11 protein-coding genes and 1 pseudogene are annotated in these 10,687 nt (G+C 73.3%); 5 read left to right on the top strand and 7 right to left on the bottom strand.

All coding sequences use genetic code 11. The features are described 5' to 3' along the window. The 5 genes and pseudogenes from ACGFIG_RS26855 to ACGFIG_RS26835 all read left to right on the top strand — a co-directional run. A pseudogene (locus tag ACGFIG_RS26855) lies at positions 1-1,000 on the top strand (tryptophan 2,3-dioxygenase family protein); the annotation flags it as partial. Then, positions 997-2,175 carry an aminotransferase class V-fold PLP-dependent enzyme gene (locus tag ACGFIG_RS26850; protein ID WP_393007475.1) on the top strand — a complete coding sequence of 393 codons (1,179 nt, stop codon included), beginning with the start codon at positions 997-999 and terminating at the stop codon, positions 2,173-2,175. The pseudogene ACGFIG_RS26855 and the gene ACGFIG_RS26850, both read left to right, overlap by 4 nt. Then, the gene (locus ACGFIG_RS26845; RefSeq protein WP_393007473.1) at positions 2,172-3,203 is read left to right on the top strand and encodes a methyltransferase; all 1,032 of its coding nucleotides are present in this window, start codon (positions 2,172-2,174) and stop codon (positions 3,201-3,203) included. The genes ACGFIG_RS26850 and ACGFIG_RS26845 overlap by 4 nt, the downstream gene beginning before the upstream one ends. A gap of 108 nt (positions 3,204-3,311) precedes the next feature. Continuing rightward, on the top strand, positions 3,312-3,683 hold the full coding sequence (locus ACGFIG_RS26840) for a hypothetical protein (RefSeq protein ID WP_393007471.1): 372 nt from the start codon (positions 3,312-3,314) through the stop codon (positions 3,681-3,683). A 74-nt stretch (positions 3,684-3,757) separates the two neighbouring features. Further along, a complete protein-coding gene (locus ACGFIG_RS26835) occupies positions 3,758-4,174 on the top strand; it encodes a YchJ family protein (RefSeq protein WP_393007469.1) in 417 nt (138 codons plus the stop codon). Between the two features lie 40 nt (positions 4,175-4,214). On the opposite strand, the gene ACGFIG_RS26830 is transcribed toward ACGFIG_RS26835, so the two are convergent. From ACGFIG_RS26830 to ACGFIG_RS26800, 7 genes are read right to left on the bottom strand one after another with little or no spacing between them, the layout of a single operon-like run. After that, a complete protein-coding gene (locus tag ACGFIG_RS26830; protein ID WP_393007467.1) occupies positions 4,215-4,772 on the bottom strand; it encodes a gluconokinase in 558 nt (185 codons plus the stop codon). Further along, positions 4,762-5,991, bottom strand: coding sequence for a D-mannonate dehydratase ManD (manD, locus tag ACGFIG_RS26825; protein WP_393007465.1), 1,230 nt, complete (start codon positions 5,989-5,991; stop codon positions 4,762-4,764). The genes ACGFIG_RS26830 and manD overlap by 11 nt, the downstream gene beginning before the upstream one ends. A 33-nt stretch (positions 5,992-6,024) precedes the next feature. After that, positions 6,025-6,978 carry a sugar kinase gene (locus ACGFIG_RS26820; protein ID WP_393007463.1) on the bottom strand — a complete coding sequence of 318 codons (954 nt, stop codon included), beginning with the start codon at positions 6,976-6,978 and terminating at the stop codon, positions 6,025-6,027. After that, the gene (locus ACGFIG_RS26815) at positions 6,975-7,613 is read right to left on the bottom strand and encodes a bifunctional 4-hydroxy-2-oxoglutarate aldolase/2-dehydro-3-deoxy-phosphogluconate aldolase (protein WP_393007461.1); all 639 of its coding nucleotides are present in this window, start codon (positions 7,611-7,613) and stop codon (positions 6,975-6,977) included. Before ACGFIG_RS26815 ends, ACGFIG_RS26820 begins: the two co-directional genes overlap by 4 nt. Positions 7,614-7,617: 4 nt before the next feature. Then, a complete protein-coding gene (dgoD, locus tag ACGFIG_RS26810; protein WP_393007459.1) occupies positions 7,618-8,766 on the bottom strand; it encodes a galactonate dehydratase in 1,149 nt (382 codons plus the stop codon). 7 nt (positions 8,767-8,773) lie between these two features. Then, the gene (locus tag ACGFIG_RS26805) at positions 8,774-9,589 is read right to left on the bottom strand and encodes a carbohydrate ABC transporter permease (protein WP_393007457.1); all 816 of its coding nucleotides are present in this window, start codon (positions 9,587-9,589) and stop codon (positions 8,774-8,776) included. Beyond that, positions 9,586-10,536 carry a carbohydrate ABC transporter permease gene (locus ACGFIG_RS26800; protein WP_393007455.1) on the bottom strand — a complete coding sequence of 317 codons (951 nt, stop codon included), beginning with the start codon at positions 10,534-10,536 and terminating at the stop codon, positions 9,586-9,588. The genes ACGFIG_RS26805 and ACGFIG_RS26800 overlap by 4 nt, the downstream gene beginning before the upstream one ends. Positions 10,537-10,687 lie beyond the last annotated feature (151 nt).

Here is a 10,687-nt window from a genome sequence, read left to right as displayed (position 1 = left end):
AGCCGGGGACCACGGGCAGGGAGCCGGGGACCAGGGGCACGCCGGTGACCCGGACGACGCGCGGCGCGAGCGCGACCGGCTCCTCGTCCGCCTGGTCGCCGACGCGCTGGCCTTCGAGCAGGCCGCCGGGTCCGGCGCCACCGACCTGCTGCCCGAGGACCGTCCCGGCCGGGAGATCGCGGCCAAACGCCACCGCCTCGGCGTGCGGGCCGCCGCCCCCGCCATCGCCCGCCTGGGCCTCACCGGGGCGGTCCACGACCCGGAGTTGGCGGCCGTGCTGCCGGCCCTCGCCGCCGAACTCGACCCCGCCGGAGAGCGCGCCCTGCGGCTGAGCATGCTGCCGGTCTACGTGTCACACGACGAGTACCTGTTCATCCGGGTGCTCCAGGCGTACGAGTGCCTCTTCGCGGGGCTCGTCGACGAGCTGCGGGGCACGATCGCCGCCCTCGCCGCCGGTGACGCGCGGCGCAGCGTGGACCGGCTGGCGTACGCCCGCGAGCAGCTCAGCGCCGCCGGACCGCTGTTCTCACTGCTGGCCACCATGCAGCCGGCGGCGTTCCGGACGTTCCGGCAATACACCGAGGGGGCCAGCGCCATCCAGTCGCGCTCCTACAAGCTGATGGAGTCACTGTGCCGTACGCCTGACGGGCCGCGGCTGGAGTCGCCCGCGTACCTCCAGGTGCCGGAGGTACGCGACCGGGTGCAGGCCGGGCAGCCCTCGGTCGACGAGGCGTTCCGCGAAGCCGTACGCGAGGGCCGGCTCACCGGGGCGGACGTCGACCTGGTGGCCCGGACGATGTCCGCGTTCGCCGCCGCCGTGCTCCAGTGGCGGCGCACCCACCACCGGCTCGCCGTCCGGATGCTTGGCCCCCGCCCCGGCACCGGCTACACGGAGGGCACCCCCTACCTGGCCGCCGTCCGGTCCATCCCGGTCTTCACCTCCGTCACCCACGACCCCGGTCCCCCGTCGCGGACCCACCACGGAGGCGATCCCGAGTGAACCCGCCCGACCCGGCAGCCGACGAGGACACGCCCCGGTGCCTCGACGCCGCCACCCAGGCCGCCCTGCGCGCCGAGTTCCCGCTGCTGCAAACCTGCGTCTACCTGAACAGCAACTCCACCGGGGCCGTGCCGAGGGGCGCCGAAGGTGTGCTCACCGGCTACTGGGAGACGCTGCGCGGCTGGCGCGACGACGTCTGGCAGGACTGGCACGTCGGCCTCGACCGGTACGCCGACTCGGTGGCCGCGCTCATCGGCGCGCCCCCGGGCAGCGTGGTCACCGACGCGAACCTGAGCACCCTGCTCGCCCGGGTGGCGTCCTGTTTCGACTACCGCGCGCCGCGCGACCGGGTCGTCACCACCGACCTGGAGTACCCGACCGTGCCGTTCATCTTCAGCGCGTTCGGCCGCTACGGCGCCCGCCTCGACGTCGTCTCGTCGGGCGGCCCGGGCATCGACGACGACGCCCTCGAAGCGCGGATCGACGAGCGCACGCTGCTGGTGTGCGTCCCGCACGCCAGCTTCTCCACCGGCGCCACCGTCGACCTGCCCCGACTGGTGCGCCGCGCCCACGACGTCGGCGCCCTGGTGGTCGTCGACGCCTTCCAGACCGTCGGCGTCATGCCGCTGGACGTGACGGCGCTCGGCGTGGACGTCGTCCTCGGCGGCGCGCACAAGTGGCTGTGCGGCGTCGGCACCGCCTTCCTGTACGTCCGCCCGGACCTGGCGACCCGGCTGGAACCGGCGGCCACCGGCTGGCAGGCCGGCGACCGGGCGCTGACCTTCCAGCCGTCGACGGGCTGGGCGGCCGGTGCCCGGCGCTTCGCCGGCGGAACGCCGTACCCCCTCACCTCGCTGATCTCCCAGGTGGGCCTGGACCTGCTGGCGGGGGTGGGGATCGCCGCGATCCGGCGGCACTCGCTGGCCTGCACGTCCCGGATCCTGCACCGCGCGGCGGCGGCCGGCGTCGACGTGGTCAGCCCGGTCGAACCGGACCGCCGCGGCGGCGTCGTGTGCCTGGACGTCGCCGACGGCGAGGCCGTCAAGCGGCGGCTGGTGGCGCGGGGCCTGGTCTGCAGCTGGCGCGGCCACCTACGGGTCGCCCCACACGTCTACAACACCCTCGAGGAGATCGACTTCTTCATGGACGCACTGGAAGAGGAGCTGGGCCGGTGAACGTCACCCTGTCACCGCGGGCGCTGATGAGCCTGCTCGCCAACGGGCCCAAGGCCATGGACGTGCTGGAGACCGCGCTCGGCACGGGACTGCTCGACGCGATCGAGCCGGGGCCGGCCCGCCTCGGCGAGCTCGCCGAGCGCTTCGACGTACGGCCGCTGCGGCTGTACAAGTTCCTCGACTGCCTGGAGAGCCTCGGCTTCGTCACGCGCAGCGAGCCGGGCGACGACATCGCCACGGCCACGTACCGGGCGGTGCCCGGGCTCCGCGACGCCGTCGTGGCGGTCGTCGGCCCGGACGCCATCGAGCGTGACCGGGACCGCTACCCCTGGCGGCGGCTGCACGGCCGGCTGGGCGAGAGCCTGCGCGGCGAGGTCAGCATGGGCGACGACGACTTCGCCTGGCCGCCGAAGACCGACGAGCAGACCGCCGCCTTCGAGCACAGCATGGCCGTCGGGCTCGGCCCGGTCATCGAGTCGCTGCACCGCAACGCCGGCAGCCTGTGGCCGGGTCGCAGGCGCCTGCTGGACGTCGGCGGCGGCGACGGCACCCTCGCCGCGCACATCCTCGACGACGCCCCGGGGCTGCGGGCCGACGTGTACAACCTGCCGGCGGTGGCGCCGCTGGTGGCGGCCACCCGGACCCGCACGGGGCACGGCGACCGGCTGGGCTTCGTCGGCGGCGACTTCCTCGCCGAGCCGCTGCCGGCGGGCTACGACGCCATGGCGTTCGTCCGGGTGCTGCACGACTGGCCGAACGACGTCGCCCGCCGGCTGGTCGAGAAGGCGTACGCGGCCCTGGAGCCGGGCGGGATGCTGGTGATCTGCGAGGAGTTCCGCACCCCGGACCGGCTGGCGATGCAGTTCTTCTGGAGCTACTTCCTGATCGGGGTCGACACCTGCGTGAGCCGGCTGCGGGAGGTCGAGTTCTACACCGGCCTGCTCAAGGAGATCGGCTTCGAACGGGTGGCGGTGCTGCCCGGCGGCTGGGAGCTGATCTGCGCGTACAAGCCGGCGACCGGGACGTGACGCGACCGCGCGGCGGGAGGTCCGCTCCCGCCGCGCGTCGGCCCCGGCGTTTGACCGCCGGGGCCGGGGGAAGACCGTGCGCCCAGGGCCGATTCCCGAGGAGCGACGATGGCGGACGCAGGACGGGCCAGGAAGGCCACGGGGGCGCGCAAGGCCCCGATGAAGCGGGCGGCGGCGGCGAAGAAGGTGGCGACGGCCACGAAGCGGGCCACCGGCGCGACCGCAGCCAAGTCCCCGGGCGGGAAGCCCACGCCGACGACCGCCCGCGTGGCCCGCAAGACGGACACCTCGGCCACGGCGACCCCGGCCCGCGCCCGCAAGGCGCCCGCCACGGCCGCGCCGGCGAAGAAGGCGCCCGCGAAGAAGGCGACGAGGGCCGCGGCGACGCGCGCCGGGGCGGCCTCGAAGACCCCGGGCCGCAAGGCGACGACCATGGAGTCGTTCGGCACCCGGCGGGCGCCCCGGACCAGCGCCGGCTGACGCGGGAGGCCGCCCGCGTCAGCGCTGCCGGGTCCCGACGCCGACCGCGCCGGCCCGTCGGCCAGAATGGGCCGGTGGCGAAGCGACCCCGCCGGCAGGCGGCCGACGACCGGGACCGGCCCTGCCCCTGCGGCACCGGGCAGCCGTACGCCGGGTGTTGCGGGCGGCTGCACCGGGGCGAGGCGGACGCGGCGACCGCCGAGGCGCTGATGCGCTCGCGGTACAGCGCCTTCGCCGTCGGCGACACCGCGTACCTGCTGCGCAGCTGGCACTCCTCGACCCGGCCGCGCCGGCTCGACCTCGACCCCCGGCAGCGCTGGACGGGCCTGGAGATCGTCGACACGGACCGGGGCGGCCTGTTCGACGCCACCGGCACCGTCGAGTTCCGGGCCCACCACCGGGCCGGCGGCCGGCCGGGGACGCAGGGCGAGCGCAGCCGCTTCGTCCGCGAGGACGGCCGCTGGGTCTACCTCGACGACCAGCCCGGCTGACGTCCGGCCGCGGCGCCTGGGCACCGCGACCGGACGACGGTCACCCGCTCGCGGCGATGCCGGTCGACAGGCCGAGCCGGTCGACCGCCGCCGAGACGAGTTCGTCGGGGGTCAGCGACAGGTCGAGCACCAGCACCGACTCGTCCGGGTGGTGCCGTTCCAGGGTGGCCAGCTGCGACTCCAGCAGGCTCGCCGGCATGTAGTGGCCGGCGCGGCGGGACATCCGTTCCCGGATCACCTCGGCGGCGCCGTCCAGGTGGACGAACTCGACGCTCGGCGGACCCTGGCGCAGCACGTCGCGGTAGGACCGCTTCAGCGCCGAGCAGGCCAGCACCGTCGACACGCCCTCGGCGGCGCGGGCGGCCATCCAGCCGGCCAACTCGCGCAGCCAGGGCAGGCGGGCGGCGTCGTCCAGCGGCACGCCGGCGCGCATCTGCGCCACATGGGCCGGCGTGTGGAACTCGTCGGCCTCGGCGAAGGTCAGTCCGGTACGGGCGGCGATGCCCCGCGCCACGGTCGTCTTGCCGGCCCCGGAGACCCCCATCACGACCACGTGCCGCGTCGTGGGCGCGCCACCCGGGCGAGGCTCACCAGTCATGGACCGTGCCGTCCTGGAGCCGGTTGAACGGCAGGTACGCCGGCACGTACGGGAACTTCGCGGCGGCCTCCTCGTCCAACTCGACGCCGAGTCCGGGCTGCTCGCCCGGGTGCAGGTAGCCGTCGGTGAAGGTGAACGACTGCCGGAACACCTCGTTGGTGAGCGCCCCGTGCTGCATGTACTCCTGGATGCCGAAGTTGTGGATGGCCAGGTCCAGGTGCAGGGCGGCGGCCATGCCGACGGGCGAGATGTCGGTCGGGCCGTGGATGCCCGACTTGATCTGGTACTGGGCGGCGAAGTCGAGCAGCTTGCGCATGGCCGTGATGCCGCCGGTGTGGGTGACGGCGGAGCGGACGTAGTCGATGAGCTGCTCACGGATGAGCGTCTGGTAGTCCCAGACGGTGTTGAAGACCTCGCCGATCGCCAGCGGCGTGGTGGTGTGCTGACGCACCAGCCGCAGCGCCTCCTGGTTCTCCGCCGGGGTGCAGTCCTCCAGCCAGAACAGGTCGTACGGCTCCAGCGCCTTGCCGAGCCTGGCGGCCTGGATGGGGGTCATCCGGTGGTGGCCGTCGTGCAGCAGCGGCAGCTCCGGGCCGAACTCGCCACGCACCGCCTCGAACACGCCGGGCAGGTGACGCAGGTAGGAGCGGGTGTCCCAGTCCTCCTCGGCCGGCAGCGGGGTGCGCTGCGCCGGCTCGTAGTCGTAGCGCTTGCCGTCGGCGCTGGGCTGGGTGGCGACCCCGTACACGGCGTTGATGCCCGGCACCGACGTCTGCACCCGGATGGAACGGTAGCCCTGCTCGAGGTGCCGGCGGATCGAGTCGAACAGCTCCGGCAGGTCCCGGCCGGAGGCGTGGCCGTAGGCCATGATCCCGGTGCGTGACGCCCCGCCCAGCAGCTGGTACAGCGGCATGCCGGCGGCCTTGGCCTTGATGTCCCACAGAGCCACGTCGACCGCCGCGATGGCCGCCATGGTGACCGGTCCGCGACGCCAGTACGCCGAGCGGTAGAGGAACTGCCAGGCGTCCTCGATGCGGTGCGCGTCCCGGCCGATCAGCAGCGGTACGACGTGGTCGCGCAGGTACGAGGCGACCGAGAGCTCGCGTCCGTTGAGGGTGCCGTCGCCCAGGCCGGTGACGCCGTCCTCCGTGGTGATCTTGAGGGTGACGAAGTTGCGGTCGGGGCTGGTGACGATGACGTCGGCTGCGACGATCTTCACGGGGTGCCTTTCTTCCTACGGGTGCTCGGACGGCTAGCGGAGGACGGCTCCGGCCTCGTGGCCGTCGAGGAGGGACAGTTCGGCGCGGCGCGGCAACCCTTCCCAGTCGCCGGAGCTGGAGACCGCGAAGGCGCCGAGGGTGACCGCACGACGCAGCCGGCCGGCCAGGTCGAGCCCGTCGAACCAGCCGGAGAGGTAGCCGGCGGTGAACGCGTCCCCGGCGCCGACGGGGTCGACGGCGGTCACGCTCAGCGCCCCCACGCGCTCGACGCCGTCGCGCGTGTACGCGCGGGCGCCGTCGGCGCCCAGCTTGACCAGGACCGTCTCCACGCCCCGCCGCAGCAGCTCCGCCACGACGGTGGACTCGTCCGCCCCGGGCTCCCCGACGAGGTCCAGCTCGTCGGCGGAGGCGACGACGGTCGAGGCGTACCCGGCCAGCGGGGTGAGCACCTCGCGGGCGGTGTCGCGGGACCAGAGGCGCTCACGGTGGTTGAGGTCGAGGCAGACCGGGACGCCCGCGGCGACGGCGGCCTCGGCCGCCCACCGGGTGGCCGCGCGGGCGGTGTCGGACAGCGCCGGGGTGATCCCGCTCAGGTGCAGCGTCCGCGCGCCGGCGGCCAGCGGCGCCCGCAGGTCGTCGACGTCGAGGGCGGAGCCGGCCGAGCCGGCCCGGTGGTACTGCACCCGGTTCAGGTCGGCGGTGCGCCGCTCCAGGAACAGCAGGCCGGTCGGCCGGTCCGGGTCGCGGGTCACCCCGTCGACGGCGACGCCCTCGGCGCGCAGCTGGCGCAGCACGTACTCGCCGAACTCGTCGGCGCCGACCCGGCCGACCCACGCCGCGCGGTGACCGAGCCGGGCGACCCCGACGGCCACGTTGGACTCGGCGCCGGCCAGGTGCATGGTCAGCGACCCGCCGGCGGCGAGCGGACCGGCCGAGCGCAGCGACACCAAAGCCTCGCCGACGGTGAGCAGGTCGGGTGCGGTCATGACGGGGTCGCCTCCCGCACGACGGCGAGGTAGCCGCGCGCCCGCGCCCGCAGGGCGTCCAGGTCACCGCCGGAGGCGGCGTCGCCGACCAGCGGGCCGCCGAGGCCGACCGCGATCGCGCCGGCCCGCAGGTAGCCGGGCACCTCGTCCGCGCCGACGCCGCCGACCGCGACGAACGGGATGTCCGGGAAGGGGTCGCGCACCGCCTTGAGGTACGCCGGCCCGCCGACCGAGGCCGGGAAGAGCTTGACCGCCGACGCCCCCATCCGCATCGCGGTGTACGCCTCGGTCGGGGTGAGCGCCCCGGCGGCGACCGGCAGGCCGCGGCGCGCCGCCTCGGCGATCGACTCGACCACGGCGGGCGTCACCACGAACTGCGCGCCCGCGGCGGCCACGTCCGCGACGTCGGCGGTGGTCAGCACCGTGCCGGCGCCGACCAGCGACCCCGCGGGGGCCGCCGCGCGCAGCGCCTCGATCGCCCGCAGGGCGTCCGGCGTGGTGAGGGCAACCTCGACGATGCGTACGCCCTCTGCCAGCAGGGCAGTGCCCGCGGCGATCGCGGCGGCGGTGTCGGTGCCGCGGATGATCGCCAGGACGCGGGCGTCGGCGAGTTCGGCGGTGAGGTCGACGGTCATGTGATCACCATTCCGCGTAGGAGCCGTCGCGGTGCCGCCACGTGGGGCTGCGCCACGCGTGCCCGCGCTTGTCCGCCGTGCGTACGGCGTGCTCGTCGATCTCGATGCCGAGGCCGGGTGCGGTGAGCCGCTCGACGTACCCGTCGACGAAGGTCAACGGGGTCTTGTCGAGGCAGTAGTCGAGCACCTCGGCGCCGAGGTTGTAGTGGATGCCGATGCTCTGCTCCTGGATCAGGTAGTTCGGCGTGGCGAAGCCGACCTGGAGGCAGGCCGCGAGGGCGATCGGCCCGAGCGGGCAGTGCGGGGCGAGCTGCACGTCGTACACCTCGGCCAGCGCGGCGATCTTGCGTACCTCGGTGATGCCGCCGGCGTGCGAGAGGTCCGGCTGGGCGACCGCGATGCCGGCCTGGAGCACCGGCAGGAACTCCTGCCGGTTGTAGAGCCGCTCCCCCGTCGACACCGGCGTGGTGGTGGCGCGGACGAACTCGCCGATGAGGTGCGAGTTCTCCGGCACCACCGGCTCCTCCAGGAAGAACGGCCGGTACGGCTCCAGCAGCGGGGCGACCCGGCGGGCGGTGGCGAGGGTGAACCGGCCGTGGAAGTCGACCGCCACGTCCCGCTCGTCGCCGAGCACCTCGCGGGCGGCGGCCACCCGCTGCACCACACCGTCGATCTCGGCGACGGACGCGACCGCGCTCATCCGGCCCGACGCGTTCATCTTCACCGCGGTCAGGCCCGTCTCGACGGCGGCGCTGATCTGGTCGCGGACCTCGTTCGGCTCGTCGCCGCCCACCCAGCCGTAGACCCGGATCCGGTCGCGCACCGGGCCCCCGAGCAGTTGGTGCACCGGGGCGCCGAAGTGCTTGCCGGCGATGTCCCACAGCGCCTGGTCGAGGCCGGCGACCGCGCTGGCCAGGATCGGCCCGCCCCGGTAGAACGCCCCCTTGGTCATGACCTGCCAGTGGTCCTCGATGCGCAGCGCGTCCCGGCCGACGAGCAGCTCGCTGAGCTGCTCGACGGCGGTGCGGACGGTCTCGGAGCGGCCCTCGCAGGTCGCCTCGCCCCAGCCGACGATCCCGGAGTCGGTCTCGACCCGGACGAACAGCCAGCGCGGTGCGACGAGGAAGGTCTCCACCCGTGCGATGGTGGTCATGGTGTCCTCAGCCCTTCGTGGCGCCGGCGGTGAGGCCGGAGACGACGTACTTCTGCACGAACAGGGCGATCAGCATGATCGGCAGGGTGACCACCGTGGCCGCCGCCATCAGGCCGCCCCAGTCGATGCTGGCGTAGCCGACGAAGTCGAAGATCGCCACCGGGAGTGTCTTGGTGTCGGCCCCGGAGAGCACGAGGGCGAACATGAAGTTGTTCCAGGAGAAGATGAACGACAGGATGCCGGCGGTCGCGATGCCGGGCACCGACAGCGGCAGGGTGATCCGGCGGAACGCGCCGATGTGGGTCAGCCCGTCGACGAGCGCCGCCTCCTCCAGCTCGGCCGGCAGGCCGTCGAAGTAGCCCATCATGATGTAGACGATCAGCGGCAGCGACACGAACATGTGGCTGAGGATCAGCACGCTGAACCCGCCGACCATCTGCAGGTTCGAGAACACGTAGTACCAGGGCACCAGCAGCGAGACGCCGGGGATGACCCGCGCCATGAGCACGACGAGCGCGGACTTCTTCATGTTGAACCGGCTCATCGAGTACGCGGCGGGCACCCCGAGCAGCAGCGACAGCACGGTGGCGGCGAGCGCGACCCAGAGGCTGTTGCCGATGAACTGGATGTAGTTCGCCTGCTGGAGCACGTTGGAGTAGTTGTCCAGCGTCGGGGAGAAGACGAACGCCTTCTCGCTGTCGTAGATGTCGACGTTCGTCTTCAGCGACGCGGCGACCATCCAGACCAGCGGCGCCATCAGCGACAGCACCACGAGGACGAGGGCAACCGTCCGGAAGATCTTGTACGGCCTGCGCAGCTTCATCGGTCCAGCCCCTTCTTGCGGTAGGTCAGGGCCCACATCACCCCGATGATGATCAGGAAGAAGATGATGAGGACTGTCGATGAGACGCCGTAGTCGTTGTAGTCGAAGCTGAGCCCGTAGGCGTACACGTTGAGGGTCTCGACCTCGTGGAAGGACCCGCCGCCCCGTCCCTTGGTGGCGTAGAGGATGTCGAACGTCTTCAGGGCGTCGATGCCACGCAGCAGGATCGCCACGATGACGGTGGGCATCAGCAGCGGCAGGGTGACGTGCCGGAACCGCTGCCAGGTGCTGGCGCCGTCGATCAGCGCCGCCTCCTGCGGCTCGTCGGACAGCGACGTCAGGCCGGCGAGCAGGATCAGCACGACCATCGGCGTCCACTGCCAGATGTCGATGAACATCGTGGTCGGCAGGGCGGAGCTCTGTCCGGACAGCCAGGGCTGCGGGCCGATGCCGACCCAGCCGAGCACCTGGTTGGCCATCCCGATGTTGGGGTCGAAGATCAGCCGCCACATCATGCCGACCGCGACCGGGGTGGCCACCAGCGGCAGGAGGATCGCGACGCGGACCCACTTCTCACCGCGGAACGGCCGCCACAGCAGCAGGGCGATGGCCATGCCGAGGACGACCTCGAAGAAGAGCACGACGCCGGTGAAGAGGGCGGTGCGCCACACGGCCGGCCAGAACCGGTCGGTGTCGCCGAGCACGTCGAGGTAGTTCTGGAAGCCGATGAACTCACTCTCGGCGCGTACCGAGCCCTCGGCGTCGGTCAGGCTGAGGTATCCGGTCCAGACGACCGGGAAGACGATCAGCACGGCGACGAAGAGCATCGCGGGCGCCGCGAAGAGCCACTTGCGGTGCTCGTTGGCCCAGCGCGACCAGGCCGAGGTCTCCGGGGACGGCGGGCGTACCCCGGGCGATTCTTTGACTGGTGTGGTGACGGCTGACATGAGGTCTCCGGATGGGGTCAGGGCCAGCGTCCCGACGTGGGGTGGGGGGGGGCCGGCCGCGCCCCCCCCCCCCCCCGTTGGGGGGCAAAGCCACGGGCGGGGGGGACAAAAAGAAACCCCCCGTAAGCCCCGACCCCCCGCGCGGCCCCGG

The sequence above is a fragment of the Micromonospora sp. NPDC049048 genome (assembly GCF_043197615.1).
Taxonomy (GTDB): domain Bacteria; phylum Actinomycetota; class Actinomycetes; order Mycobacteriales; family Micromonosporaceae; genus Micromonospora.
This window is presented reverse-complemented; position numbering and strand designations above follow the sequence as displayed.

Excerpts from the sequence above, each read along its gene's own strand:
- dgoD (WP_393007459.1), bottom strand. The coding sequence starts at position 8,766 with ATGACCACCATCGCACGGGTGGAGACCTTCCTCGTCGCACCGCGCTGG.
- ACGFIG_RS26830 (WP_393007467.1), bottom strand. The coding sequence starts at position 4,772 with ATGACTGGTGAGCCTCGCCCGGGTGGCGCGCCCACGACGCGGCACGTG.
- ACGFIG_RS26815 (WP_393007461.1), bottom strand. The coding sequence starts at position 7,613 with ATGACCGTCGACCTCACCGCCGAACTCGCCGACGCCCGCGTCCTGGCG.
- ACGFIG_RS26820 (WP_393007463.1), bottom strand. The coding sequence starts at position 6,978 with ATGACCGCACCCGACCTGCTCACCGTCGGCGAGGCTTTGGTGTCGCTG.
- ACGFIG_RS26840 (WP_393007471.1), top strand. The coding sequence starts at position 3,312 with ATGGCGGACGCAGGACGGGCCAGGAAGGCCACGGGGGCGCGCAAGGCC.
- ACGFIG_RS26800 (WP_393007455.1), bottom strand. The coding sequence starts at position 10,536 with ATGTCAGCCGTCACCACACCAGTCAAAGAATCGCCCGGGGTACGCCCG.
- ACGFIG_RS26805 (WP_393007457.1), bottom strand. The coding sequence starts at position 9,589 with ATGAAGCTGCGCAGGCCGTACAAGATCTTCCGGACGGTTGCCCTCGTC.